The following is a 26,938-nucleotide window of genomic DNA, read 5'->3' on the forward strand; positions in this document are numbered from 1 at the left end:
GGTTCACCGCACAACGTGTTCGTACGCGGGCTTCAGGTCTTCGACCCGGCCCGGCGGAGCCACCAGCGGCCCCTTCGCCCAGTCGCAACCGAGCTCGTGCAGCACTTCGAGTTGCCGCGCCGTCTCGACCCCTTCCGCGACGACCATGAGGTCGACGGCGTGCGCCATCGCCATGATCCCGGCGACGATCGGTTCGGCGTCGCTCGATCGTCCGAGGTCGGCCACGAACGACCGGTCGATCTCGATCACGCTCAGATCGAGCCTGCACAGCTGCGCGAGCGAGGAGTACCCGGCGCCGAACCGTTCCGCGGTCACCCGCACCCCGGTCTTCCGCAGCGCGTCGACGGCGTCGGCCGCGTCCTTCAGCGCCGTCTCGTCGACGTCGAGACTCAGATCCTGCGGCCCGAGACCGGCGCTCTCCAGTGTTGTCTGAACCACTTGCAGCAACGTGGGATCGCCCAGTTGGCGGACCGAAAGGCTCACATTCACATTACAGTGCACACCATGATCGGCACGCCATCGAGAGATCTCGCAGGCGGCCTTGGCGAGAACCTCCGCCCCGATGACCGTCAAAAGATCGCCGTCGTCGGCGAGCTCGGCCAATTCCGCCGGATCGATCGGCCCGCGAACGGGATGGTCCCAACAGGACTTCGCCTTCACCGCGACCATCTCACCGGTCCGCAAATCGACGACGGGCTGATAAACGGTCTCGACCAGCCCTTCCGCGACGGCGTTCCGCAGATCCTGTTCCAGCGCGAAACGGTCCCGCACTCGTTTCCGCATGATCGGCGCATAGAACGCGTAACGACCGGGGCCGAATGTTTTCGCCTGATACATCGCCAAATCGGCGTCTTCCAGCAATTCGTCGGCGGTGCGCCGATCGCCCGGTTCGGCGATCACTATTCCAATGCTCGTATTGATATGCAGTTCTCGGCCGTGCACGGTGAGCGATTCGGCGAGGCGCCGCTGGAGATGATCGGCGAGCGCCCGCACCTCGGCGGCTTCGGTATAACCGGTGGTGATGACCAGGAACTCGTCCCCGCCGAGCCGTCCGACCAGGTCCGAAGGCCCGGCGGCGGCCCGCAGCCGGTCGCCGATGATGCGCAGCACCTGGTCGCCGACGGTATGACCGAGCGAATCGTTGATGATCTTGAACTTGTCGAGGTCGATGAACATCACGGTGGTCGTGGCCGCCGGGTCGGCGATCGTCCGGCGCAGGTGGTTCAGCGCGTACGTGCGGTTCGCGAGCCTGGTCAGCGGGTCGTGGGTGGCCTCGTAGGCCAGCCGTTCGCTGATCGCCCGCCGTTCGGTGATGTCGGCGAAGGAGGTCAGCACCGAGGGCACGCTCTGACCGGGCGCCATCAGCGGGCCGGAGGTCAGCGAAAGCCATCGGTGCGCGCCGTCGCGCCGCCGCACCTGCACGACCCGCCCGGTCTCGACCTTCCCGGACCGGCGCACCCGCGCGGACGGCAGATCGTCGACGGGCACCGGGACGCCCTGTTCGTCGTGCAGTCGCAGCGTCCGGCTCTCCAGGCCGACCAGGGATCCCGACGGCACGCCGGCGATCCGGTGCGCCGCGGAGTTCGCCAGCTCGATCCGCCCGCCGGGGCCGACCAGCAGCACTCCCTCGTCGAGCGTCTCGACGACGGTGGCGAATTCGGCCTCGGCCCGGCGCTGCGCGGTCTCGTCGGCGCACAGCAGCACGTAGCCGTCGAACATCTCGGCCGCGGAGACACGCACCGCCAGCGCCGTGCCGTCGGCGCTGTAATGCGTCGCCTGCACGACACCACCCGCCGCGACGACCTCCCGCGGGCTCATCGGCGCGCCGACGACCTCGGCCACCGGCACCCCGATGACCTGGTCGAGGTCGTGCCCGTAGACGGCCTCGGCCGCCGGGTTCCAGCTCGTGACCAGCCCGTCGGGCGACGTCGCGATGATCGCGTCGCTCGCGTGGCCGACCAGCGCCGCCTGGAACCGCAGGCCCGACTCGGCCGCCTTCTGCGTCGTCAGATCGCGCATGATCACCTGGTACGCGGGCTTGCCCTCCCAGGTGGTGAGCACCGCCTGGGATTCGACGGCGACGCTGCGGCCCTGAAGGGTCCGCAAGGTCATCTCCGTCGGTTCGCTGAACGAGCCGGGCGAGGCCAGCGACCCGATCCGCGCCAGCAGCGCGTCCTGCGAACCCGCGTCGACCAGATCCGTGATGTGCATCCCGATGATCTCGGTCGACACCTTCGCGCCGACGAAGCGCATGGTGGCCGAGTTCACGAACACGACTTTGCCCCGCTGATGGACACAGATCCCGTACGGGCTCGCCTCCACCATCGTGAGATATTGCGTCCCCAAAGTCCCGCTGTCGGAATTTTGCTCCAAAAGGCGGTACCCCTGGCCGAGAAAAGCGAGCGCGGGTTCGCCGCGCCGATCCCTCTCGGCGGACAACTCGGTCAGCAGACGGACGAGCGACGCGTGCCGGTCGGTTTTTCCCACCGTGCGGGTCGCGGTGCCGTTCGCTGGCGAGGAATCCTGATCCGAGGGCCGGTGGGTGTCGGGAGTCCCACCGTCGAGATCGTCAGGATCCATCTGATCCAAACCCCCTACTCGACTGATGTAGCTTCCGATTAGATCACTAAATCGACGTAGCCGTCCTCCCCGGACAGCTGATCGGTGCGGCTATTCCACCCCAGCGTTGACTGAATGTAGTTGAAGGGAAACACGTGCGGAGCAAAACAGACATCTGCGGCATCGGCGCCGTAACCGCCTACGGCTGGGGGCGCGAATCACTCTGGGAGGGCCTGGCGAGCGGCGTCCCCTGCGCCCAATTCACCGACGGCTTCGGGGAGACCCCGGATCTGCCCGGTTGGGTCGCGCATATCGCCGAGGGCGGCAAGGCGAGGGACGGCAGCCTGCACGCGCGCGCCCTGCTCGCCGCGGCACGCGAGGCGATCGAAGACGCCGGCTCGCGAGGCTGGACGCCGGGACGCCGGGTCGGGGTGATCTCCGGCGGCGTCCGTGAGGACCTGCGCACCTGGGACAGGCTCACCGAACTCGGCGAGCAGCTCATGTACCGGCGCGAGTTCATCGGCATGATGCCCTCGACCCCGATCGCCACGCTGATGTCGGAGTTCGGCTTCCACGGCCCCTCCATGGCCACGTCCGCGATGTGCGCGACCGGCAGTGCCGCCGTGCTCACCGCGAAGATGTGGCTGGACGCGGACATGGCCGACGACGTCGTCGTGGTCACCACCGATCTGTCCGCGACCAGGCCGATGGTGCGCAACTTCGTGCACTGCGGGGTGGCGATCACCGACGTGCCCCCGCTCGAGGCCTGCCGCCCTTTCCAAGAGGGCACAAAGGGTTTCACCTTCTCCGAGGCCGCGGTCGCGGTCGTGCTGACCCAGCGGAAGACCGATTCGTACGCGACGCTGCGAGGCGGCGCGATGACGCACGAAGCGCACAACGCGATGGCGCTCGACCCTGATTCGACGAGCGCGATCGAGGCGGTGACCGGCGCGCTGGAGAACGCGGCCGCCGCACCGTCGGACGTCCGCTACCTGAACGCGCACGGCACCGGCACGAAACTCTGCCACCGCACGGAATCCCAGATCCTCGAAGCGGTCTTCCCCCACGAGACCGGGATCTACTCGATCAAACCGCTGACCGGGCACAGCCAGTCGGGCAGCGCGCTGACCGAGATCGCGGCGATCTGCCTCGCGGCCGAGCGGGATCTGGTGCCGGCACCGAAACCGGTGGCGGACGGGCATCCGCAGCTGTTGGACGGACCGTCCCGCCCGGAAAGCGGGCTCACCGTCAAGACGTCGATCGGGATGGGCGGGTACGTCGCGGCTGTCGTACTGGAAACCCCCTAACGAGCAATTCGATAACACACGGTCTCAACGTCGTCACGAGCTGTCATTATCTAGCGACAAGCTCTGAGCACGGAGGCGACCATGAGCCCGCGAACGGCATCCGACAATCTCGTCCACAACTACCTGTTCTTGCGGCGCGCCATAGGTTTCCTCGGGATCGGGCTGCCCTTCGTGCTGGTCTTCGGGAAGCTGGTCGTCGACGGTGGCGGCCTGCTCAATTCGATCAGCGGCTACTACTACTCGGGAATGCGTGACGTCTGGGTCGGCGTCATGTGCGCCATCGGCGTCTTCCTGTTGTCCTACCGGGGTTACGGCCGGGTCGACGACATCGCCGGGAACATCGCGGCGGTGGCCGCCGTCGGGGTGGCGCTCTTCCCCACGACACCGGCGAACGGCGACCGCTCGGACGAGATCATCGGGCTGCTGCACCTCGGCTTCGCCGCGGTCTTCTTCCTCACCTTGGCGTTCTTCTGCATCGTGCTGTTCACCAAGTCGGACAAGGAGATCCCCGGCGCCCGCAAACCCGAACGGAACCGGCTGTACGTCGCGTCGGGCGTGATCATGCTGGTGTGCCTGGCGTTGATCGTGCTCTGTGGGCTGGTGTTCGACGACCTGACGAAGGACCTCTACCCGGCGCTGTGGCTGGAGTCGGTGGCGATCCTCGCGTTCGGTGTCGCGTGGCTCACCAAGGGCGGGACGCTGCTGCCGGACAAGACCGCGCTGCCGGGAACGCGCGTGACGGCCTGACCTGTGCCGATCAAGGTAAAGGAACCTTTATCCTCGGCCGGGTCGTTGAGGCCGTATGACCGATCGCATCGCACTCCGGCTCGGCCGTCGCGACCTGCTGGTGGTGGCGGGGATTCCCGGGGCGGGCAAGACCACCCTGCTGTCCCGGGCGGCGACCGGCGCGCTACCGGTACTCGATTCCGACCAGGTCCGCGCGCGGCTGCGTGAACGGCTGCCGCCCGCGCTGCCGTACCGGATCTACCGGCCGCTGGTCCACGTCTGGCATCGCGCGCGGGTCGTCCGCTCCGCGCTGGCGGACGGCGGCCCGCTCGTCGTGCACGAACCGTCGACCAGGGCCACGACCCGCGGCCTGCTGGCCCTGCTCGGCCTCCTGAGCCGACGTCCGGTCCGGTTGCTGTGGCTCGACGTGGCCCCGGAAGACGCCCGCGCGGGCCAAGTCGCGCGCGGGCGGGTCATCCGGCGGCATTCGTTCGCCCGCCACGTCAAAAGGGCCGAGAAGGTCCGCCGCGCCCTGCGTGAAGGCTGGGTCCCGGCGGGCTGGCACAGCGCGCGGATGGTGACCCGCGAGGTCACCGGCGCGCTGCGCTTCGTCACCGAGGAGGAGCCGGGGAGACACCGCTCAGGCGACGTCCGGCTCCTCCGCGTCGAGCGCCCTGCCGCACACACAGTCCGCGCGGGCTAGCGGTTCCGGCTCGGGTTCGTCCGCGGGGCCGGGACAATTCGGGTGCGGGTTCGGCGGCGTCCAGCGGATGCGTACCGGCATCGTCGTTCGTCCTTTCACTCCGCGAAATCCTCTTTCCCCGGAATACGGACGCGACGGACGTCCGGTTCAGATACCCACGTAGTTTTCGGCGAAGAAGTCTTGGTGCGCACGGGAAACCCGCAGGCTCTCCAACCGCGCGTCCCGCAGTGCCCGCTGGAAGACGGCCTCGTCGTCGTATCCAGCCGGGCCGTGCAGCAGATTGATCATCCAGAGCGAGAACTCCTGTGCACGCCAGATCCGCGGCAGGCAGTCGGCGGAATAGCGATCGAGCGCCGTCGTGTCGCTCTCGGTATGGGCTTCGATCAACGCGTGCGCGAGGATCTCGGCCTCCATCAGCGCGAGATTCGCGCCCTTCGCGGCGGCGGGACTGATGAGGCTCGCCGCGTCCCCCGCGAGGAAAAGGTTCCCCCGCTGGATCGTGTCCATCACGCGCGAGGCCATGTCCACGATCCGGCGCTCGATGATGGCGCCGCGTTTGAGCTCGCCGTAGCGATCGGAGCGCATCCGCACGTGCAGTTCGTCCCAGATCCGGTCGTCTCCCCACTCTTCCGGATCCTCGCCGCGCGGGACTTCGAGGTAATAGCGCGTCACCGTCGGCGTCCTCGCCATATGCCCGGCGAAGCCCCGTTCGTGGATCGCGTACCCGATCGCGGACATGCTCGGCGGCGCCTCGGCGAGGATCGCGAGCCACGAGATGTCGTGGTCCCGCCGGAAGACCCGCGCGGGGACGGATTTCAGCGAAACACCGCGCCTGCCGTCGCAGCCGGCGATGTACTTGGCGCGCAACAGAAGATCATCGGCGATGACCGTCGCGTCCATGCCCGACACCGACGAGACCTCGGTGCCGAACCTGATCTCCCCGCCGCGAGCGAGGAACTCGGCGATCAGGTCGGTGACCAGGAACTGTTGCGGGTAAACGGTGTGCACCTCGCCGTTCCCCAGTTCGCCGTACTTCAGCTCGAATTCGGCCTGATCATTGCGGAACGCGCAGGTGTCGTGCCTCGCGCCCTTCTCGATCAGCCCGGCGGCGAGCCCGTTCTCGGTGAGCACGCGGACACTGTTCGCGGCGAGAAATCCCGCCCTCGCCCGGTTTTCGACGTGCTCACGGCTTTGCCGCTCGAGGATCAAGCAGTCGATCCCGGCCGCCCGCAGCAGGTTCCCCAGCGTGAGCCCGGCCGGACCGGCCCCCACGATCACCACGTCGGCATCGATCTTTCCCACGAAAGCCCCCAGTACCTTCGCCCGCCCCCAGCGCGGTCCAAGGTACACAAAACACCGTGACGCCGTGGGCGTTCAGTCCTTCCGCTCGCGCGCCCTCGCCCGGCGTTTCCCCTCGTGCATCGCCACGACCCGCGCGATCGGGATCGTGTGCCCCTGTTCGACAAGGTCGGCGGGCAGTGTCTGCGGTTCCGGCATCGACTCGGCCCACGGATCCTTGCCGCCAAGGAGATCGGGCGCCGTGTGCACGGTGAAATCGGCGGGGACCACGTTTTCGAGGTCGTCCCAGGCCACCGGGAACGACACCGGCAGCCCCGGCCGCAGGCGCGGGCTGTACGCCGCCGCGACCGTGTTGCCGCCCGCCCGCGTCGAATCGAGGTACACCTTGCCCTCGCGGTCTTCCACGATGTACGCGGTCGTCGCGACCGACGGATCGAGCCGCTCCGCGCGGGCGGCGAGCGCGCGGGTCGCGGCGAAGACGTCTTCGCCGCCTTGTCCCGGCACCAGCGGGACGAAGATGTGCACTCCCTTGGAACCGCTGGTCTTCACCGTCCCGACGAGGCCGGATTCGGCGAGCGCCTGGCGCACCAGCACGGCGGCCTTCACGACATGCGCGAAATCGTCACCGGCGGGCGGGTCCAGATCCAGCACGAGATGAGTGGGCCCCGCGTCGACGTCCGCGGTCATCAACGTCGGGTGATATTCGACGGCGCGCTGGTTCGCGAACCACAGCAGCGTGCGGCGGTCGTCGCAGAGCGCGTACGACACCTGCCGCTTCGACGTCTCCGCCCACATCCCGTACCGCTTCACCCAGTCGGGCGTGTACTTGGGCAGATTCTTCTGCATGAACGGGTCCTGGCCGCGCAGGATCCGGATCACCGAAAGCGGCCTGTTCGCCAGCACCGGGACGAGGCGGTCCGCGACGGCGTCCAGATAATCCACCAGGTCGCGTTTGGTCGCGCCCTCGAACAAGGGCTGGTCGAGATTGGTCAGCTTGACGCCGTCCCGTTCGCACATGGGACGAGCCTGACACAAAAGCCTCGTGAGCGGTAATGACGGTGGGAACCGTCATTACCGCTCACGAGCGCCACTACTTAGCTGATGTTGGCGTCGATGCAGGCGTAGAACGCGTTCGCCGTGTCGTACACGTTCCAGCGGGCGAGGATCTTGTGCCGCCCGCTCTGCTGCAGGTTCACGCTGTGGGTGACCGTGGCACCCGGCTGCGCGCCACCGTCGTTGAAGCTGGCGACCTTGGCGCCGTCGACGAAGTACTCCCAAGTGCTGGTGCGGTGGCGAGCCGTCAGCGTCCACCGGAACGTGGTGGTACGGCCGAGGGAATGCACCTTCCAGCCCTTGCTGTCATCGTTGAGGTCCGCGAAACGGCCGACACCGCCGTTGCAGCTCATGAGACCCTTGGGGCCTTCGACACTTTGCGGCTCCCATTTGATGGAGCCACAGGAAACGGTGTTCTGGGCGCATTGCGCCTGCCTGCTCGCGGGCGAGGAAACGTAGCCGTGCGCGCTGGCGGTGCCCGCCGGGATCGCGACCAGGGCCGCCGGCACCATCGCCGCACCGGCCGCCAGGGTCAAAAGCCGTCGTTTGAAGCTCATGCCTACCCCTTTCCCAATCTCTACACCCACCGCGGACTCGAGATTCCTGGGTCACAGCGAGCGAAATACCAATGAAGGTGGGGACACATCCGCCGAAGCGCCGAGCCGGCGAATGTGGTCTAGACCATAATTGGTTCAGACGACTCGGTCAAGAGTAACCAACCGGGCACTTGGAGTCGTGAAGATCGAACAGGGGTTGTCAAGCCGGAGGATCAGCCCGCACCCAAACAGACGAACGGTCGCCGGAACGGATCAACGGCGATGGTGTCCGCCAGCGCGGTCGCCGGTCCGGCCCCTCCCGCGAGACCGCGGTGGTAATCGTCCATCGCGGCCGCCGCGGCCTCGTCACCGACTCGGCTCAACGGCGCGATCACCGTCCGCGAACCGCTCGCGAGCAACGCGCTGGCGAAACCGAGGACCTCGTCGCCGGGCCGGATCCGGTTCAGCGCCAATTCGCACGCCGCGAAGACGACCTGTGTCGGTGGCTGCGCCAACCCGGCCATCTCGTGCGCGAAGAGCGCGCCGTCGGCCAATTCCAGCCGGGAGAACAAGGCGTTCTCGGGCTCGTGCGCACCGTGTGCGGCGATGTGCGCGAGCTTCGCCCCGTCCAGCGCGTGCAAAACAGAGGACACGGTCGCCTCGGCGCCGGCCAGCGTCCGCGCGGTCCGGTAATGCACGGCGAGTTTGTCCAGCTCACCACGCGTCCCGACAAGTCCGGGGCCCCGGACGAGAACGACCTTCCGCGCACGGGAGACGGTCGACCGCGCCGCCCCCAGCCAGGCCGTCGCCGACGGCGCGACGACGATCGGCCGCGACCGCAACGCCGGCAGCACTCCCCACGGGACGGCGAACAACGGGCCGGTCGGCACGACGATCAGGCCGCGATCCCCGAGCAGCGCTTCGAGCGGCCGGATCAGCTGGGTGTCCAGCCGGTCGGCCTGTTTCCGCGCCGACCCGAGCACCGACTGGACCAACGGCGCCGGCAGGCGATCCGGCGCGAGGGCGTCGAGGTCGACGTTCAGCATCCGCGCCGACTCCGCCGCCCGCTCGGCCGAACCGAGCCGCATCAGCTCGCACCGCCCGTCGACGACGACCATCGCCACCAGGTCGTCCCCCGACGACGCGAAACTCACCAACGCGCGTTCGCCCAGCTCCTCGGCGACCTCCGCGAGCCGCGCGACCGGCCGGGGCCTCCCCCAGCGACCCGTATGCCAGCCGAGCCGATGCGCCTCGCGCAACCGCTCGGCGTGCTTCGTCCGCAAGGCCGCCGTCGGATGCCCCTCGTGCTGCGCCTGATGGATCGCCTGATCGAGCCCCCGGACCTCGCCGACCCGCTCGGCGAGCTCCGGATCGGTCGCGACAACAGGTTCATACCGGTAACTTTGCGCCCGGGTCCGCTCCGTCCAGCCGAACAACCGGGCCGCGTCGGCCCGCTCCAGCACGATCTTGACGGCCAGATCCGCCAGCTCCCTGCCGTGCAGGGCCGTACCGGACACCAGCTCGATACCGCCCATCCGGTCGCGGACGCGGTCGAGTTCGGTGAGCCCGGCCCGGATCTCCGCCAGCGCCTTGGTCTTGTCCCCCTCGGCCACCGCGAGTTCCGCACGGCAAAGCCTGCGCAGCATCCGGTAATCGACGGAAGTCAACCGCCCCGGCTGCGGAATCCGCGCGAGCAGCTCGGCGGCGCGTTTGCGTTTCCCCTTCCGCAGCTCGACCCGAACCGCCAGCATCCGCGCCAGCGCGGCCTGATCGGCGAGCCGCGGCATCGGCATCCCGTTCGCCGCCCGCAACGCGCGCGAGGTCAGGGTGGGCGGGATTTCGTTGGTGCGCAAGGCTTCCTGCACGTCGGCGCGGAGGCCGACGATGGTCGCGTTGGCGACACAGGTCTGACAGCCCCAGCGGAGCGTACGACGACGGGCCGAGGTGGCGTAGGTCCGCGCGAGCTCCAAATCATCGGTCATCAGCGCCGCGGAAGCGCGGAACAACTCCACTCCGCCCAGGTCTCTGGTGATACTCCGCTGTTCCAGCATCACCGGCAGGATCTCGTCGAGATGGGCTCCGGCCTCTTCGGCAAGGCCCGCGGTCAACAGCGCTTCGGCCCGCTCCCACCTCAGCAGCGGCGGGATGTCCAGGTCGAGCGAGCGGTAGATCCGCTCGCTTTCCTCGTAGAGTCGCAGCGCGGCGGGTACGTTCCCGACGCGGAGTTCGAGCGTGCCCAGCGGGCGGCGGACGTCCGCGGCTTGCGCCCGCAGACCGTTCCGTTCCGCGAGTTCCACGGCGCTGACGAGGTCTCGCCTCGCCCGCCGTACGTCGCCGAGTCTGGTGTACGCGAGCCCGCGAGTGGTCAACGTGCCCAGGTAGGGGTCGAGCGACGTCGAAGGATCCTTCGCCATGGCGAGCAAGGCCTCTTTGTGCGCCAGGGACGAATCGAAATACGCCGTGCTTTCCTCGTTCCGGCCCACCGCCATGAGCAGGAGTCCGTAATTGTGGTCGAGCTGTCCGCGTAATTCCGCGTAGAGACGGGGGTCGTCCACCGCTTTCAGCAACAGTCGTACGTCGTCCAGACCGGCGAGCCCGGAAGCGACGCCCCCACTGGTCTCCGACCCCACGGTCGCGATACTGGAAGCCAGCCGGATCCGGGTGGCGAGCCAATCGTGCCTCATCCGCTCGGCGACCGGATGAATGGAATCGAGCAACGCCATGCCCCGGCGGAGCAGGAGGATTCCTTCGCGTTGACGGGCCGAACACGCGGCATCGATACCGGCGCGCTGGAGTTCGCGCGCCTTGCGAATGACCTCGATTTGATCGAGCTGTGTTACCGCCACTGATCTATGACAGCACACTCCGTAGCCGAGAGTCGCCCGCCACCGGTTCTAAACCGGGTGACGGGCGAACATCTTCAGCCAGGAGCATCGCTCAGGGAGTGGGCGGCGGCGTCTGGGCGCAGCCGCCAGGGCAGTCGCGGACCCGTTCGTTCTGGTGCTCACAATCGGGACTGTGCCGGTGTTCTCCCTGGTCGGGCTTGGGCTGAGCCGGGTCGACCGGCTCCTCCTCGCCGATGGGGTCCTTGACGTCCGTAGGCGTCGACATTTGACGATCTCCTCCCCTGATGATCTTTTCTGTCGTACCAGGCAGCCCCATTACGGCGGCCCCCTCCGTTCGCAGGCCCTCTTCCTGCGAACGGGGCAATAGTGCCACAACGGAGCAGTGATCGGGAGTTTTTACCTACACTGAGTCATCGGCGGCACCCAATAGGGGGACGCTTGATTAGCGAGCCTCACGACCTCCTCCGCATGGCCGCACAGACGTCCGCGAAGTGGCCCAAGAGAGATCATTTCGCTGGGCCATCCGGCCTAAGATCCAAAACTTCTTGCGGCACAAGGGTTTCCGGCCGAGAAGGCGGGGAACTCACCGCCTGTCGGGGGATGACCGGCGAATATCCGGAGGAGAGATAACGATGCCCACGTGGTTGGTCATCATCATCGTCATCGCCGCGATCCTGGTGGTGGGAGCGGCCGCTTGGTTCGTCATCGAAGGACAACGCAGGCGGCGATTGCGAGAGACGTTCGGGCCCGAATACGACCGGGCCGTCAAGGAGCACGAAAGCCCGCGAGAAGCCGAACGTGAGCTTTCGTCGCGGGTGAAACGACATTCGGATCTCGACATCCGGCCGTTGCCGGAGACCACAAAGGACCGGTACGCGCAGGAATGGGCGCTGATCCAGGAACAGTTCGTCGACCGCCCGTCCGGCGCCGTCGTCGAGGCGGATCGGGTGCTGGTCTCGTTGATGGCCGAGCGCGGCTACCCGACCGAAGGGTACGACCAGCAGCTCGCGGATCTGTCCGTCCGGCACGCGAACGCGTTGCGGCACTACCGCGCCGGGCACGACACGCTGGTGCGCCACCGGGAATCCGAAATGTCCACAGAGGACATGCGGGAAGCGATGAAGCACTACCGCGAAGTGTTCGAAGATCTGTTGACCGATGCCGGCGAAGGAGCGGAAAGCCATGGAAAGCAGGCCACTGGAAACCGAGGGAACGGAACGCGTCGCGGGGACGACGGAACGGCCCGACGAGGATCGGACCGCTGACGGCGACGCCGGCCGTCCCCTGGGCACCGAGGACCTGGTGGCCACCGATTCCCGGCGCACCACCGAAGACGACGCGCAGACGTTGTTCGAAAACGTCGACGTCGAGAGGTTCCGCGACAGCTGGCAAGGCATCCAGACGGCCTTTGTGGACGATCCGCGACGAGCGGTCAAGGAGGCCGACGAACTCGTCGCGGTGGTGATCCAAAATCTGGCCACGACCTTCGCAGACCACAAGAAGGAACTGGAATCCGCGTGGAGCCAGGGCGAACCGGCCACCGAAGACCTCCGGATCGCGCTTCGCCGCTACCGGTCGTTCTTCAATCAGTTGCTGAGCGCCTGACCAAGAGCCTCGTGAGTGGGAATCCACTCACGAGGCTCTTTCAGGCCCCCGTGGTCGACCCGGGCCGAACGATCATCAGCACCGTCACCACTGCCCACAGCAGGTTGAACATCCCGGTGTACATCGCCACCCGCCCCGCGGTGACCGGCGCCGACGGCGGCTCCGCGTCCAGCGCGGCGAGGATCGCGTTCTGCCCGGGCAGCACCAGCAACGCCAGCACACCGGCGGCCGCGGCGGTCAGCACGATCGACACGATCACCCACGCGTCGCCGAAGACCCGCATGCTTCCCGCCGTCGCCAGCCCGAAGAACGGCACCGCGATACCGAAAATCGCGTAGACGCGGCAGATCCGGTTGAGCGCGCGCAGTACGGACAGCCCGGAACCCGGTTCGGCGAAGGCTTTTCGCGCCGCGGCGGGGAACATGCTCGCCGCGACGGTGACCGGGCCGACCGCGATGACGGCGGCGAGCACGTGGAGGATCAAGAGGATTTTCGACACGCCACCGAGCCTATGATCATCGCCGAGGTGTCCGGTACCGGTGTTTTCGACAGATGTCGCAGGATTCCGGCCATCCGGCTACGTCCGGCGACGTACGCGAAGTGCCGCTCGTGAACGGATGTGGCGAAGTCCTCCCCCGCGACACCATTCGTCACCATGAACCTTCCCGTGGACACAGACGAACTCACGAAACGGTACGGCGAACAACTCGCCGTCGACCGGATGAAACTGACCGTGCTGCCCGGCGAGATCTACGGATTCCTCGGCCCGAACGGCGCAGGCAAGACGACGACGTTGCGGATGCTGCTGGGCCTCGTCCGGCCCACCTCCGGCAGCGTCCGGCTGTTCGGCAGGCCGCCCGGTGACCTCGATGGGGTCGGCGCGCTGATCGAATCGCCGGGGTTCTACCCCTACCTCTCCGGCTCGGACAATCTCAAGGTATTGGCCCGCTACAGCGGAACGGATCCGCTCCGCGTCGGCGAAGTGCTCGCGATGGTCGACCTCGCCGATCGCGGTAAGGACCGGTACTCCACCTATTCGCTCGGCATGAAACAGCGGCTCGGTGTCGCGGCGGCACTGCTGAAGGACCCGCGGCTGCTGATCCTCGACGAGCCGACCAACGGGCTCGACCCGGCCGGGATGGCCGACATGCGGGTGCTGATCCGGCGGCTCGGCGCGGAGGGCTGCACCGTGCTGCTGTCGAGCCATCTGCTGGGCGAGGTCCAGCAGATCTGCGACCGCGTCGGCGTCGTCTCCCGCGGCCGGCTGGTCGCGGAGAACACCGTCGCCGAACTCCGCGGCGGCACGGTGCTGCACATCGAGTCCGACGAGATCGTGCGTGCCGCCGATCTGGTGCGGCGCCGGATCGGCGCGGAGAACGTGCGCGAGAGCGGGACCGGGCTCGATCTGACCGTCGACCCGGAACGCGCGGCGTGGCTCAACCGCGAACTCGTCACGGAAGGGATCGCGGTCCGTGAACTGCACGTCCGCGAACGGGATCTGGAACAGGTCTTCTTCGAGCTCACCGGAGAGGTGGCAGGTCATGTGGGGTAGCTGCACCGCCGAGCTGGCGAAACTCGTCCGGCGTCCGGCGAACTGGTTCATGCTGGGGATCGCGGTCGTGCTCGGCCTGACGTTCACCTACCTGCTGCCGCTCGCGGGCGCGGCGGGTTCGTCGAGCGGGGCTCCCGGTACCGATCGCGGGCTGGCCGCGACCCTGCCGTCCAACCTGGTCGGCAACGCGATCGGCGGACTGCCGGTGTTCCTCGGGGCGATCCTGCTCGTGCTCGGGGTGCTGGCCGTCGGCACCGAATACGGCTGGAGCACTTGGAAGACCGTTCTGACGCAAGGACCTTCGCGACTGACCGTCTACAGTGGAAAGTTGTTCGCGCTGGCCGTCGCGTCGCTGACCGTCGTCGTGACGAGCTTCGCGACCGGCGCGATCACCAGCACGCTCATCGCCTCTTCGGAGGGCGAGCCGATGAACTGGCCGTCCTTCGGATCGCTGCTGACGGGGATCGGTGCCGGTTGGCTGATCGCGATGACGTGGGCGGCACTCGGCGCGGCGCTCGCCATCGCGATGCGTGGGGTCGCGCTACCGATCGGGCTCGGCCTGGTGTGGCTGCTGGTGGTGCAGAACCTGCTGTTCGGGGTCGCGGCCCCGCTGGTGGACTGGGTCGGCACGCTTCAGCTGGCGCTGCCGGGAGCCAACGCCGGTTCGCTGGCGGCGTCGCTCGGCGCTTCGGGCGCGACGCCGGGCGTCGGGGAACTCGTCAGCGCCTCTCAGGCGACGTTGGTGGTGGCCGGCTACCTGGTGGTCTTCGCCGGTCTCGGCGGCTGGCTGCTGCGGCGCCGGGATGTCCTCTGAAAGTCCGTGAAGGCCTCCTTCCCTACCCTCAAGGTAGTGAAGGAGGCCTTCACGGACGGCTAGGCGAGGGCGTCGAGATCCGCCAGGACGTCCGCCGGCAGCTCCAGGTCCGCGGCGGCGACGTTCTCCCGCAGGTGCGCGGGCGAGGACGTGCCCGGGATCAGCAGGATGTTCGGCGACCGCTGGAGCAGCCACGCGAGCGCGACCTGCATCGGCGTCGCGTCGACCCGGCGGGCACAGTCGTCGAGCACGCCGGACTGCAGCGGCGTGAACCCGCCGAGCGGGAAGTACGGCACGAACGGGATGTTGATGGCCGCGAGGGCGTCGAGGAGCCCGTCGTTGGCGCGGTTCGCGACGTTGTACTCGTTCTGCACGCAGACGACCGGCGCGATGGCGCGCGCTTCCTTGACCTGCTCCGCCGACACGTGGCTCAGGCCGAGGTGCCGGATCAGGCCCTGCTGCTGAAGCTCGGCGAGCACGTCGAACGGCTCCGTGATCGAGACCGGGATCGGGAAGACGCCGTGCTCCCCCGCGAGCCGGAGGTTGACCACGTCGAGCACGTCGAGGCCGAGGTTGCGCAGGTTGTCGTGGACAGCGGACGTCAGCTCCTCACGCGACAGAGCCGACGGCCAGCCCTTGTCCGGGGACCGCTTCGCGCCGACCTTCGTGACGATGTGCAGCTCGTCCGGATACGGATGCAGGGCCTCGCGGATCAGCTCGTTGGTCGTGTGCGGACCGTAGAAGTCGCTCGTGTCGATGTGGGTCACGCCCAGCTCGACCGCCTCGCGGAGGACCGCGATCGCGGCGTCGCGGTCGCTCGGCGGACCCCAGATGCCGGGGCCGGACAGCCGCATGGCGCCGTAGCCCATCCGGCTCACGGTGAGATCGCCGAGGGTGTGGGTGCCGCCTGGGCTCATGATCGCTCCTTGTACGAGTGGGTTCCGCTCACCTTAGGCAGGTTCTCGCCGACCGGCGCGTGCGGGAAGGGAGCAAGGGACCTTTGCTACCACTCGGGGCTCTGACCTGCGCGAACGGCCAGGCCGACCAGCTGGTTCGCCAGCCCCTCGGTCAACCCGTCGACGAACATCGCGTGGCCGGTGGGCGCTCCGCGTTCGGCCAGGACCGTCGCCACGGCCTCTCCTGGGTTCGCATAGGGCCACAGTCCCGCGACGAGGATGAAGACGGCCTTCGCGAAATAGCCTGCCGCTTCGGCGTCCAACGCGACTTGAGTGCGGACGATGGCGGCGAGCCGTTCGGTCCGTTCGCCGGCCCGCGTCTTGAACGTCCGCGCGGTCTCGACGGAGATGTTGCGTTCCAGCACGGCGGCCATCGTGCTGATCAGCTCACAGAGCAGGCGCTGCCGCGAGATCGACGTCGCGATGACGGTGGCGACTCGCTCGTAGCCGGGACCGTCGAGGGCGCTCAGCTCGCCTTCGAGCTCGTCGAGCCACGAGACCCAGACCGAGTCCAAGACCTCCAGGAAAATCGCCTCACGGCTGTCGAAGTACCGCAGCACGTTCGACTTCGCCAGGCCCACCCGATCGCTCAGTTCCCGCAGGCTGATCCGGGAGACGGGCCGCTCGGCCAGGAGTTCGCGCGCCACGCCGAGGATCGCCGCACGCCGGGCCTCGACCTGTTCCGGCCGCCGTGCGCGCTGGAAGTCGGGTGCCACGCGGCGCACGGTACCAGACCACCCGGCTGTTATTCGGCGTTCGCGGACCTCCGCGCCTGCACCCGCTTGTAGCTCCAGATCAGCAACGCGAACAGGATGAGCCCGGAAAGGATCAAGCTCGATCCGGTGCTCCAGCCCGCGAGGGGCAATCCCGGCACCAGACCCCAGACGATCCCGGCGGCCAGCAGCCCCAGCCCCGCCAGCACCGAACCGGCGATGCGCAGCGGGGATGAAACGCTGTCCTCGGCCGCCTTCATCGCCCTGTCGCGGATCGGATCGACGTACTTTTCCACCGCGGGGAACTCCGAGGCCAGCACGAGCAGACCCGCGAGCACCAGCAGCAACCCGGGCCCGGGCAGCACGAGCAGCGCGATACCGACCGCCAGCAGGATGATGCCCGCGATCAGGATCAGGGCCTGCTTCACGGGTTTTCCGATGCCCACCGTCGTCTCCTCGCCGTCGTCCCTTTCCGTCGATTGTGCCGGTCGGGACGGGAAAGCGCTGGTCCTGACGGTCTGTTTCGGAGGAGACCGTTCGTCGGGGTGATGAACTGTTCGACCAAGGAGGACCGATGCGCTACATGTTGCTGATCTGCGGGACGCCGTTCCCCGGCGCGGACGACTGCGAAGACCCGCTGGACGAACGGACCCAGGAATGGGTCGACGAGATGACCGCTCGCGGAGTGCGGTTGTCCGGCAGCAGGCTCCGGTCGGCGGCCACCGCGACCACCGTGCGCCACCGCGACGGCGAACTGCTCGTCTCGGACGGGCCGTTCGCGGAGACGAAGGAACAGATCCTCGGCTACGACCTGATCGAGTGCGCCGATCTCGACGAGGCGATCGAGGTCGTGGCGAAGCATCCGGTGGCGAAGTTCGCGACCATCGAGATCCGGCCGGTCTGGCCGACCCCCTGAATGCGCGAGTCAGTGGCAAGGACTGGTGTTTGCTTACCTGCGCGGCTTGGCCTCGTCCCGCCGCCGCGGTGGAGCCGATATCGGTGAGTGGGGAGGATTTGGGACGTCCAACGTCCCAAATCCTCCCCACTCGACCGTGCCGCGGCGAGCGTCCAATGTCACCGCAAGTGAAGGGTGTGTGGATATAGGGACATTCAAGGTCCCCATATCCACACACCCCGTCGTGACAGGACCGGTCGCGGAGGGGTCTCTGAACGCGCCTCGTGAGTGCTCACGAGAACACAAGAGAGCAAAGGTCCCTTGCTCACCCACCGGCCAGCAGCTGCTCGAACGGCACGAACCCGCTCTCCGGCGCTCCGGCCGGCGAATCCGAAGACAGCCGCGAAGCGAGTTCCCGCCCGGCCCGCGACGCCCGCTTGTCGAGGTCGCCCGGAGACGCCCAGTCCGATGAAGCCGCGTACACCGCCGTCGCGACAGGCTCCGCGCGAAGGTAGGCGAAGAGCGGACGCAGCGCGAAGTCGAGCACCAGCGAGTGCCGTTCGGTCCCGCCGGTGGCACCGATCAGGACCGGCTTCCCGTCGAGCGCCTTCTGGTCCAGCACGTCGAAGAACGACTTGAACAGCCCGCTGTACGACGCGGTGAACACCGGTGTCACGGCGATCAGGCCGTCCGCGGTGGTCACCGTGTCGATGGCCGCCCGCAGGGCCGGGGAGGGGAACCCGGTCAGCATGTTCTTCGTGACGTCGACGGCCAGATCGCGGAGTTCGATCACCTCGATCTTCACGTCCGGCAGCGCGACGGAAACCGCCGCGGCGAGTTTGTCGGCGAGCAGCCGCGTCGAGGACGGCTGACTCAATCCCGCGGTGACGACAGCGATCGTGGTCATGCCAAGACCTCCAAACGAGAAGCGTGCGTAGGGGCTTCCGGAACGTGAGAACGACGAAGCGAGTCGAGTTCCTTGCGCAGCACCGGGATCACGTGCTCGCCCAGCAGGTCGAGCTGTTCCAGCACGGTCTTCAGCGGCAAGCCGGCGTGGTCCATCAGGAACAGCTGACGCTGGTAGTCGCCGAAGTGCTCGCGGAAGCTCAGCGTCTTGTCGATCACCTCTTGCGGGCTGCCGACGGTCAGCGGCGTCTGCTCGGTGAACTCCTCCAGCGACGGCCCGTGCCCGTACACCGGCGCGTTGTCGAAGTACGGCCGGAACTCCCGCACCGCGTCCTGCGACTTGGGCCGCAGGAACACCTGTCCGCCCAGTCCGACGATGGCCTGGTCCGCCTTGCCGTGCCCGTAGTGCTCGTACCGCTCGCGGTAGAGGTCGATCAGTGCCTGGAAGTGCTCCTTCGGCCAGAAGATGTGGTTCGCGAAGAACCCGTCGCCGTAGTAGGCGGCCTGTTCCGCGATCTCCGGGCTGCGGATCGAGCCGTGCCAGACGAACGGCGGGACACCGTCGAGCGGCCGCGGCGTCGAGGTGAACTCCTGCAGCGGCGTCCGGAACTTGCCGGACCAGCTGACCACGTCCTCGCGCCACAACCGGTGCAGGAGGTGGTAGTTCTCGATGGCCAGCGGGATCCCCTGCCGGATGTCCTGCCCGAACCACGGGTACACCGGGCCGGTGTTGCCGCGTCCCATCATCAGGTCGACGCGGCCGTCGGCGAGGTGCTGCAGCATCGCGAAATCTTCGGCGATCTTCACCGGGTCGTTCGTGGTGATCAGCGTGGTCGACGTGGAAAGGATGATCTTCGACGTCTGCGCGGCGATGTAGCCGAGCATCGTCGTCGGCGACGAAGGCACGAAGGGCGGGTTGTGGTGCTCGCCGGTCGCGAAGACGTCGAGACCGACCTCTTCGGCCTTGAGCGCGATCCGCACCATCGCCTTGATCCGCTCGTACTCGCTGGGCGCCTCCCCGGTGGTCGGGTCGGTCGTCACATCGCCCACCGTGAAGATTCCGAACTGCATGACCTGCTCCCTAGGCCGGGGTTACATTGCTTGAGCGTTCAACTTCACGCACGCAAGAAGTATTCCAGACCATCGACGCGGGCTGAAAGGGTGACTTGATCGGCCCGGAAAGTGACCGCCCCCACACTCGAATCCATGTGGCTCACCTCCCTGCTTGTGACAACGTTGACATTCGCTCTCACTCCGGCCACCACCACTCCCGAACCCACCGTCGCGGCGACGATCTGCGCCAAGTACTGCGACAGCCGCGACCCCGCTTTGGCCGTCGGCGAAAGAAGACCCGGCACGGCGTCCGTCTGGGGTCGCGGCATCACGCTGCACCTCTCCGACGGCGACGACATGGGCTGGGGCAGCATCGCCAACGGAGACCCCGGCGACGAAGTCTGGCTCGACCGCTCCTTCGACGGCGGCCGCACCTGGGCCGGCGACAGCCGGATCGGCGACACGAAGATCCCCGACGGCCAACGCGGCTGGCGCACCCTGATGTTCAACGTCGACGACCCCGCCACCCACCGCTTCGGCGCCCTGCGCGCCTGCGGAAAGGCCGGCAACCGGCCGGAAATCGCCTGCACGCCGTGGTTCCGCACCACGGTCGCCGCCAAGGACCGCACCGAAGCCGCGGCGACCGCGCTCATGCAGTTCTACGACAACGGCACGGGACTCTGGCAGACCACGGGCTGGTGGAACTCGGCGAACGCGCTCACCGCGATCCTCGACTACAGCACGCGAACCGGTTCGCAGAACTACCGCTACGCCATCGGAAACACCTTCGACCGCAACCGTGGCGACAACTTCACGAACGAATACATCGACGACACCGGCTGGTGGGCGCTCGCCTGGATCCGCGCCTACGACCTCACGAAGGACCGCCGCTACCTCGACACCGCCGTCATCGCGGCGGACTACATGTACTCCTACCGTGACGGGACCTGCGGCGGCGGGCTCTGGTGGTCGACGGCGAAGACGTACAAGAACGCCGTCACCAACGAGCTGTACGTCAAGGTGGCCGCGTCCCTGCACAACCGGATCCCCGGCGACACGCGTCAGCTCGCGCGGGCACGCGAGGTCTGGGACTGGTTCCGCGCGAGCGGCATGATCAACGGGAGCGCCCTGATCAACGACGGCCTGAACGCCTCCTGCGCCAACAACGGCCAGGCCGTCTGGAGTTACAACCAGGGCATCGTCCTCGGCGCGCTCGTCGAACTGCGGCGCGCGACCGGTGACGCCACCCTGCTCACCACGGCCCGGCGGCTCGCGGACGCATCCACCACGACGTCACTCCTGCACTCGGACGGGATCCTGCGCGACCCGTGCGAATCCGGCGACTGCGGGGCCGACGGGCCGTCGTTCAAGGGCGCGTACGCCAGGGGCCTCGGCGAGCTCGACCGGGCGCTGGCGGGCAGACCGTACCGCGCTTACCTGACGCGCCAAGCGAACTCGACGATCGCGAACAACCGCACGTCGCTCGATCAGCACGGCCTGCGCTGGGCGGGACCGGTCGACAAGATCGACGCCGCCCGTCAGCACAGCGCGCTGGAGGTCCTCACGGCAGCTCTCTGAACACCGGATCCGGGACGTGCAGCCAGGCGCGGACCTCGGTCTCCTTCTCGTGCACGAGCACCTGCCGGTAGCTCATCGTGTCGAGACCGGGGCCGCCCTGGTCCTGGACGTCCTCGTGGAACCGGTCCGACACGAGCACCACCACGGGCGCCTCGTCCGGCGCTTCGGCGAGCGCGTCCCGCAGCACGCGCGAGTCCAGCAGCCGGGCGAGCAGCACCTTCGGCCGTCCCGTCACGCCGTACTCGTCGAGCGCGATCTCGCCGGCGTGGATCGCCACCCGCACCCGGATCCGCAGTGCCGGCTCGGTGACGACGTTGTACCGGGCCAGTTCCGCGGTCAGCCGCGAAAGCAGCGGGTACACCAGCCGGAACTTCGGGAAATGCGGCGGGACCACGACGATCATGCCGTCCCCGGTGTCGCGCTTCAGGCAGGCCTCCCAGGCGATCCCGCTGGCCTCGAAGGCGGTGGAGAGAACGCCGAAGAGCATCCGCCGGACCTGGACGAAGACCTCGCTGCTGCGGCCGACCTGCCCGAATCCGGAGATGTCGATCGAGAACAGCCCGCAATGCATGCCGGACTCGACCCACGCCGCCGGCGGCGGGTAGAGGATCTTCGTCCGCAACCGCGCGAGGTGGACACAGGTCGCGGTGACGAACAGGATCGTGCCGAAGAGCCATGCGAACGACAACATCGCCTCCGACTCGCCCTCCGCCGCCGCCCGCTCCAGCAGGAAGATCATCGCGACGGCGATGCCGCCGTAACCCAGCACGAACAGCCAGAGGATCCCTCGCCGAAGCCGGATCGCGGCGTGCGCGACCGGTATCGGCGCGAGCATCCCGAACGACCCGATGACCACCACGAAATACCAGAGACTCACGACGCGTTGTGCGGTCGAGACGCGTGTGGGACCGGTTCCGACGGCCACCTTGTTCCCCCCGTCACCCTGTGACACCGGAAACGATAACGCCTCATCCGAGCCTTGAGGAAGCCGCTTTCCCCAGCCGTGACCCGCCCATCGGGACAGGGTGATGCGCCACACGCGGGGCTCGGGAGAACGAAGCTGTCGGAGGGGACGGATATCCTCCAGTACGGTGTCGCGTTGAACACCACCTCCACGAGCTAGTTCGCGAGCCACGACTCCAGGAGAAGTACCCAGTGACTGCTGAGACCCTGTACGGGGCCGACGACCTGACGCATCTCGAGGGTCTGGAAGCGGTCCGCAAGCGCCCCGGGATGTACATCGGCTCCACCGACAGCCGCGGCATCAACCACCTGTTCTCCGAGGTCGTGGACAACTCGACCGACGAGGGCGTGGCGGGTCACGCCACGAAGATCGTGGTCACCCTGCACGCCGACGGCAGCGTCCAGGTCGACGACGACGGCCGCGGCATCCCCACCGGAACGCACGCCAAATCCGGTTTGTCCGGTGTCGAGCTGGTGCTGACCAGGCTGCACGCGGGCGGCAAGTTCGGCGGCTCGGGCTACAAGACCTCCGGCGGTCTGCACGGTGTCGGCGCCTCGGCGGTGAACGCGCTGTCGCACCGCTTCGACGTCACGGTGAAGCAGAGCGGCAAGGTCCACCAGATGTCGTTCGCGCACGGCGTCCCCGGCGTGTTCGACGGGCCGGGCCCGAAGGCCAAGTTCACCCGCAAGTCCGGGCTGAACGTCACCGGCAAGATGAAGCGCGGCGAGCGCTCCGGCACGTCGATCCGGTACTGGTACGACTCGCGCTACTTCGAGAGCGGCGCCGCGCTCGACGTCGAGGGTGTCCGCGCGAAGATGCGCAACACCGCGTTCCTGGTCCCCGGCGTCACGTACGTGCTGCGCACCGCCGTCGACGACTCGATCAGCGAAGAGACCTTCCACTTCCCCAACGGCCTCGCCGACATGGTCGACTTCCTCGCCCCGGACAGCGAGAAGCCCGTCTGCGGCACGCTGATCATCAACGGCGAGGGCACGTACAAGGAGAACGCGGCCGACGCCAGCGGTGTCATGCAGTCCAATGTGGTGCGTCACGCGGAGATCGAGGTCGCGCTGCGCTGGGGCACCGGCTACGAGCGCACGGTGGAATGCTTCACCAACACCATCCGCAACGTGCACGGCGGCACCCATCGCCGCGGTTTCGACCGCGCGGTGCTGAAAGCCTTGCAGGACGCCATTTCCAAAACCCGCGGGCTGCTCAAGCCCAAGGAGGACATGCCGACCGTCGAGGACGTGCTCGAAGGTATGACGGCGGTCGTCCACGTCCGGCTGCCGGAGCCGCAGTTCACCTCGCAGACCAAGGACGAGCTGTCCACTGCCGGCATCACCCGCGTCATCCAGGGCGTCGTCGACAAGCACATCCGCTCCTGGACCGAAGAGCGCAAGACCAAGTCAGAGGCGAAGATCGTGCTGCAGAAGGTGGTCGACGCGGCACGCGTCCGGCTCACCCAGAAGCAGCAGAAGGACGCGGCCCGGCGCAAGACCGCGCTCGAAGGCGCGGCGATGCCGCCGAAGCTGGTCGACTGCCGCACCACCGGCGTCTCCCGCAGCGAGCTGTTCCTCGTCGAGGGTGACAGCGCCCTCGGTTCGGCGCGGATGGCGCGCGTGTCGGAGTACCAGGCGCTGCTTCCCTTACGCGGCAAGATCCTCAACGTCCAGAAGGCGTCGCTCGGCGACACCTTGAAGAACGCCGAGATCGCCTCCATCGTGCAGGTGCTCGGCGCGGGCAGCGGGCGCACGTTCGACCTGTCGACCATGCGGTACGGCCGGGTGATCCTGATGGCCGACGCGGACGTCGACGGTTCGCATATCCGCACGCTGCTGATCACGCTGTTCGCGAAGTACATGCGGCCGGTCATCGAGGACGGCAGGCTCTACGCCGCGATGCCGCCCCTGCACAAACTGGTCACCAAGGGCCGCAACCCGGAAACCCACTTCACCTTCACCCAGAAGGAGATGGAGACCAAGTTCGCGGAGCTGGAACGCGCCGGCAAGCAGATCGTCACGCCGGTGCCGCGGTTCAAGGGTCTCGGCGAGATGGACGCCGACGAACTGTGGGACACCACGATGAACCCGGCCACCCGCTCGGTCCGCCGCATCACCCTCGACGACGTCGAAGCCGCGGAGAACGCGCTCGAACTGTTGATGGGCGAGAAGGTCGAGCCGCGCCGCAACTGGCTGGTCGAATCCTCCGACCGGGTCGACCGCGAAGCCATCGACGCCTGATTTCGTTGCTATTCAAGGAGCTTTGAGCAATGGCACGCCGTAAGGGCACCACGACCAAGGTCGACCCGTCAGCGTTCGACAAGCCAGGCGCGAACGTCTTCGACAACTCGCTGAAGACGGAGATCGAGGATTCGTACCTGGAGTACGCGTATTCGGTCATCCACTCGCGGGCGCTCCCGGACGCGCGGGACGGGCTGAAGCCGGTGCACCGCCGGATCATGTACTCGATGAACGAGAACGGCTACCGGCCGACGCACGCGTACGTGAAGTCTTCCCGCGTGGTCGGCGACGTGATGGGCAAGTACCACCCGCACGGCGACACGGCGATCTACGACGCCATGGTCCGGCTCGCGCAGGACTTCTCGCTCAACGTCCCGCTGGTCGACGGGCACGGCAACTTCGGCTCCCCCGACGACGGCCCGGCCGCCTCCCGATACACCGAGGCGCGGCTTTCCCCCGAGGCGATGTTGCTGGTCGGTGAGCTCGGCGAGGACACCGTCGACTTCCGGCCGAACTACGACGGCTCGCTCGAAGAGCCGTCCGTGCTGCCCGCGGCGTTCCCGAACCTGCTGGTCAACGGCACTTCCGGGATCGCGGTCGGGATGGCGACCAACATGATCCCGCACAACCTGACCGAGGTCATCGGCGCGGCGCGGTGGCTGATCAACCACCCGAACGCCACGCTGGACAAGCTGATGGAGTTCGTCCCGGGTCCCGACCTGCCGACCGGCGGCTCGCTGCTGGGGCTGGACGAGGTCCGCCGCGCGTACGAGACCGGCCGTGGGGTGGTGCGCATGCGCGCCAGCGCCGAGACCGGGCCACTGGAGGGCAGCCGCGGGCGTCAGGCGATCACCATCACCGAACTGCCGTACGGCGTCGGCCCCGAGAAGGTGATCGAGAAGATCACCGACGAGGTCAACAAGTCCAAGCGGCTCACCGGTATCGCCGACGTCAAGGACCTCACCGACCGCGAGAACGGCACGCGGCTGGTCATCGAATGCAAGGTCGGCGTGAACCCGCAGGCGCTGCTGGCGGATCTGTACCGGCTCACGCCGCTGGAGCAGTCGTTCGGCATCAACAACCTGGTGCTGGTGGACGGGCAGCCGCAGACGCTGGGGCTCAAGGCGCTGCTGGAGGTCTTCCTCAGCCACCGCTACGAAGTCGTCACCCGCCGCACGCGGTACCGGCGCCGCAAGCGCGAAGAGCGGCTGCACCTGGTCGACGGTCTGCTGATCGCCCTGCTCAACATCGACAAGGTGATCAAGCTGATCCGCGAGAGCGAGAACGCCGCGGCCGCGAAGGACGGCCTGATGAAGCGGTTCAAGCTCTCGGAGATCCAGGCGACCTACATCCTGGACACCCCGCTGCGGCGGCTCACGAAGTACGACCGGATCGAGCTCGAGTCCGAGCAGGACAAGCTGCGCGAGGAGATCGCCGAGCTGTCGAAGATCCTCGACGACGAGTCGGTGCTGAAGAAGGTCGTCTCGGCCGAGCTGGCCAAGGTCGCCAAGGACTCCCCCGCCGAACGCCGCACCGCGCTGATCGACGGCGACCTCAAGGAGGTCCTCGCCGCGTCGAAGCCGTCGGGTCCGCTGGAGGTCGCCGACGATCCGTGCCAGGTGATCCTGTCGGCCACCGGGCTGGTCGCGCGGACGGCCGCGGAATCGGAGGAGGCGTCGGAGGTGCGGCGCCGCAACGGCCGCGTCAAACACGACTCGGTGGCCGCGGTGGTCCATTCGACCGCACGCGGGCAGGTGCTGCTGGTGACCAACCGTGGCCGCGCGTTCAAGACCGACGTGCTGCCGCTGCCGGTGCTGCCCGAGCAGGCGGGCACCGTGTCGCTTCGCGGCGGGATGGCCGCGAAGGAACTGGTGCCGCTGGAGAAGGGCGAGCGCGTCATCGGCCTGGCCCCGCTCGGCGAACAGGCCGCCGGCTCCCCCGGCCTCGCGCTCGGCACGAAACACGGCGTCGTGAAGGTGTGCGCGCCGGAATGGCCGGTCCGCTCCGACGAGTTCGACGTGATCAGCCTGAAGGACGGCGATGAGGTCGTCGGCGCCACCTGGCTCACCGACGGCAACGAGACGCTGGCGTTCCTGTCGTCCGAAGCGTCACTGCTGCGCTACGCCGCTTCGCTGGTGCGGCCGCAGGGTCTCAAGGGCGGCGGCATGGCAGGCATCGTCGTGCGCGGCGAGGCGGAAGTGGTCTTCTTCGGCGCGATCCGCACCGACGACGCCGAACACGGCGAGCCGATGGTCGTCACCGCGACCGGCGCGAGTGTGAAGGTGACCCCGTTCAGCGAGTACCCGGCCAAGGGCCGCGCGACCGGTGGTGTCCGGGCGCAGCGGTTCCTCAAGGGCGAAACGCGGCTGATCGTCGGCTGGATCGGCCCGCGTCCGGCCGGTGCCGCCCGCAACGGCGACCCGGTGGAACTCCCCGAAGTCGACCTCCGCCGCGACGGCTCCGGCCACGCGCACCCCGGCCCGGAGGTCGTCGGTCACCTCATCGAACGCGACTGACCCCGCACTCGCGTGATTGAGCGCGGAACTCGCGTGCTTGGAGCCGTTCCGGCCCCAAGCACGCGAGTTCCGCCTCCAGTCACGCGAGTTCCGCCTCCAATCACGCGTGTCGTC

24 protein-coding genes are annotated in these 26,938 nt (G+C 67.9%); 11 read left to right on the forward strand and 13 right to left on the reverse strand.

Translation table 11 applies throughout. The annotated features are described in order from the left end of the window. Nucleotides 1–3: 3 nt before the first annotated feature. Nucleotides 4–2,580, reverse strand: coding sequence for a sensor domain-containing protein (locus tag AMK34_RS32940; protein ID WP_038518652.1), 2,577 nt, complete (start codon nt 2,578–2,580; stop codon nt 4–6). Between the two features lie 134 nt (nt 2,581–2,714). Between AMK34_RS32940 and AMK34_RS32945 the strand changes: the two genes are divergently transcribed. The 3 genes from AMK34_RS32945 (at nt 2,715) to AMK34_RS32955 (ending at nt 5,295) form a co-directional block, all read left to right on the forward strand. After that, the gene (locus tag AMK34_RS32945; protein ID WP_038518654.1) at nt 2,715–3,866 is read left to right on the forward strand and encodes a beta-ketoacyl synthase N-terminal-like domain-containing protein; all 1,152 of its coding nucleotides are present in this window, start codon (nt 2,715–2,717) and stop codon (nt 3,864–3,866) included. Between the two features lie 81 nt (nt 3,867–3,947). After that, nucleotides 3,948–4,613, forward strand: a complete 666-nt coding sequence (locus AMK34_RS32950; RefSeq protein ID WP_038518655.1) for a DUF998 domain-containing protein — start codon at nt 3,948–3,950, stop codon at nt 4,611–4,613. Nucleotides 4,614–4,668: 55 nt separating this feature from the next. Further along, nucleotides 4,669–5,295 (forward strand): AAA family ATPase, encoded by a 627-nt coding sequence (locus tag AMK34_RS32955; protein ID WP_038518657.1) that lies wholly within the window; start codon nt 4,669–4,671, stop codon nt 5,293–5,295. 147 nt (nt 5,296–5,442) lie between these two features. Here the strand turns inward: AMK34_RS32955 and AMK34_RS32960 are convergent, their stop codons facing one another. The 5 genes from AMK34_RS32960 to AMK34_RS43055 form a co-directional block, all read right to left on the reverse strand. Further along, nucleotides 5,443–6,597, reverse strand: coding sequence for a 4-hydroxybenzoate 3-monooxygenase (locus tag AMK34_RS32960; protein WP_073847939.1), 1,155 nt, complete (start codon nt 6,595–6,597; stop codon nt 5,443–5,445). Between the two features lie 72 nt (nt 6,598–6,669). After that, nucleotides 6,670–7,611, reverse strand: coding sequence for a DNA polymerase domain-containing protein (locus tag AMK34_RS32965; protein WP_073847940.1), 942 nt, complete (start codon nt 7,609–7,611; stop codon nt 6,670–6,672). Between the two features lie 77 nt (nt 7,612–7,688). After that, complete coding sequence (locus AMK34_RS32970; RefSeq protein WP_016331699.1) at nt 7,689–8,204, reverse strand: lytic polysaccharide monooxygenase auxiliary activity family 9 protein; 516 nt, start codon at nt 8,202–8,204, stop codon at nt 7,689–7,691. 212 nt (nt 8,205–8,416) lie between these two features. After that, nucleotides 8,417–11,029: a CHAT domain-containing protein gene (locus AMK34_RS32975; protein WP_083650069.1), complete on the reverse strand. Its 2,613-nt coding sequence runs from the start codon at nt 11,027–11,029 to the stop codon at nt 8,417–8,419. Nucleotides 11,030–11,120: 91 nt separating this feature from the next. Continuing rightward, nucleotides 11,121–11,294, reverse strand: coding sequence for a hypothetical protein (locus AMK34_RS43055; RefSeq protein ID WP_158073312.1), 174 nt, complete (start codon nt 11,292–11,294; stop codon nt 11,121–11,123). Nucleotides 11,295–11,661: 367 nt separating this feature from the next. Here AMK34_RS43055 and AMK34_RS32980 point away from each other — a divergent pair, with 367 nt between their 5' ends. Next, the gene (locus AMK34_RS32980; protein ID WP_038518662.1) at nt 11,662–12,294 is read left to right on the forward strand and encodes a hypothetical protein; all 633 of its coding nucleotides are present in this window, start codon (nt 11,662–11,664) and stop codon (nt 12,292–12,294) included. Between the two features lie 37 nt (nt 12,295–12,331). Next, entirely contained in the window at nt 12,332–12,634 is a 303-nt protein-coding gene (locus AMK34_RS32985) for a hypothetical protein (RefSeq protein ID WP_228694684.1), read from the forward strand. A gap of 40 nt (nt 12,635–12,674) precedes the next feature. Here the strand turns inward: AMK34_RS32985 and AMK34_RS32990 are convergent, their stop codons facing one another. Further along, nucleotides 12,675–13,133, reverse strand: coding sequence for a membrane protein (locus AMK34_RS32990; protein ID WP_037346056.1), 459 nt, complete (start codon nt 13,131–13,133; stop codon nt 12,675–12,677). A gap of 156 nt (nt 13,134–13,289) precedes the next feature. On the opposite strand from AMK34_RS32990, the gene AMK34_RS32995 reads away from it, so the two are divergent. Further along, nucleotides 13,290–14,186, forward strand: a complete 897-nt coding sequence (locus AMK34_RS32995) for an ABC transporter ATP-binding protein (protein WP_073847941.1) — start codon at nt 13,290–13,292, stop codon at nt 14,184–14,186. Beyond that, on the forward strand, nt 14,176–15,000 hold the full coding sequence (locus AMK34_RS33000) for an ABC transporter permease (protein WP_073847942.1): 825 nt from the start codon (nt 14,176–14,178) through the stop codon (nt 14,998–15,000). The genes AMK34_RS32995 and AMK34_RS33000 overlap by 11 nt, the downstream gene beginning before the upstream one ends. A 59-nt stretch (nt 15,001–15,059) precedes the next feature. On the opposite strand, the gene AMK34_RS33005 is transcribed toward AMK34_RS33000, so the two are convergent. From AMK34_RS33005 to AMK34_RS33015, 3 genes are all read right to left on the reverse strand, one after another. Beyond that, a complete protein-coding gene (locus AMK34_RS33005; protein ID WP_073847943.1) occupies nt 15,060–15,917 on the reverse strand; it encodes an oxidoreductase in 858 nt (285 codons plus the stop codon). Nucleotides 15,918–16,003: 86 nt separating this feature from the next. Then, entirely contained in the window at nt 16,004–16,672 is a 669-nt protein-coding gene (locus tag AMK34_RS33010; RefSeq protein WP_073848025.1) for a TetR/AcrR family transcriptional regulator, read from the reverse strand. 29 nt (nt 16,673–16,701) lie between these two features. Further along, nucleotides 16,702–17,115, reverse strand: a complete 414-nt coding sequence (locus AMK34_RS33015) for a PGPGW domain-containing protein (protein ID WP_037346915.1) — start codon at nt 17,113–17,115, stop codon at nt 16,702–16,704. Nucleotides 17,116–17,243: 128 nt separating this feature from the next. Between AMK34_RS33015 and AMK34_RS33020 the strand changes: the two genes are divergently transcribed. Beyond that, nucleotides 17,244–17,585, forward strand: a complete 342-nt coding sequence (locus AMK34_RS33020; protein ID WP_073847944.1) for a YciI family protein — start codon at nt 17,244–17,246, stop codon at nt 17,583–17,585. A gap of 304 nt (nt 17,586–17,889) precedes the next feature. Here the strand turns inward: AMK34_RS33020 and AMK34_RS33025 are convergent, their stop codons facing one another. Next, entirely contained in the window at nt 17,890–18,471 is a 582-nt protein-coding gene (locus AMK34_RS33025; protein WP_073847945.1) for an FMN reductase, read from the reverse strand. Next, the gene (locus AMK34_RS33030; RefSeq protein ID WP_073847946.1) at nt 18,468–19,541 is read right to left on the reverse strand and encodes an LLM class flavin-dependent oxidoreductase; all 1,074 of its coding nucleotides are present in this window, start codon (nt 19,539–19,541) and stop codon (nt 18,468–18,470) included. Before AMK34_RS33030 ends, AMK34_RS33025 begins: the two co-directional genes overlap by 4 nt. A 135-nt stretch (nt 19,542–19,676) precedes the next feature. Between AMK34_RS33030 and AMK34_RS33035 the strand changes: the two genes are divergently transcribed. Beyond that, on the forward strand, nt 19,677–21,101 hold the full coding sequence (locus tag AMK34_RS33035) for a glycoside hydrolase family 76 protein (RefSeq protein WP_073847947.1): 1,425 nt from the start codon (nt 19,677–19,679) through the stop codon (nt 21,099–21,101). Here the strand turns inward: AMK34_RS33035 and AMK34_RS33040 are convergent. Continuing rightward, complete coding sequence (locus AMK34_RS33040) at nt 21,085–22,026, reverse strand: hypothetical protein (protein ID WP_241832915.1); 942 nt, start codon at nt 22,024–22,026, stop codon at nt 21,085–21,087. The genes AMK34_RS33035 and AMK34_RS33040 overlap by 17 nt on opposite strands. A gap of 230 nt (nt 22,027–22,256) precedes the next feature. Between AMK34_RS33040 and AMK34_RS33045 the strand changes: the two genes are divergently transcribed. Both AMK34_RS33045 and AMK34_RS33050 read left to right on the forward strand, forming a co-directional pair. Then, entirely contained in the window at nt 22,257–24,308 is a 2,052-nt protein-coding gene (locus tag AMK34_RS33045; RefSeq protein ID WP_038518686.1) for a DNA gyrase/topoisomerase IV subunit B, read from the forward strand. Between the two features lie 29 nt (nt 24,309–24,337). Next, entirely contained in the window at nt 24,338–26,824 is a 2,487-nt protein-coding gene (locus AMK34_RS33050) for a DNA gyrase/topoisomerase IV subunit A (protein ID WP_038518688.1), read from the forward strand. Nucleotides 26,825–26,938: the final 114 nt, after the last annotated feature.

It is taken from the genome of Amycolatopsis sp. CB00013, from assembly GCF_001905755.1.
GTDB lineage: Bacteria > Actinomycetota > Actinomycetes > Mycobacteriales > Pseudonocardiaceae > Amycolatopsis > Amycolatopsis japonica.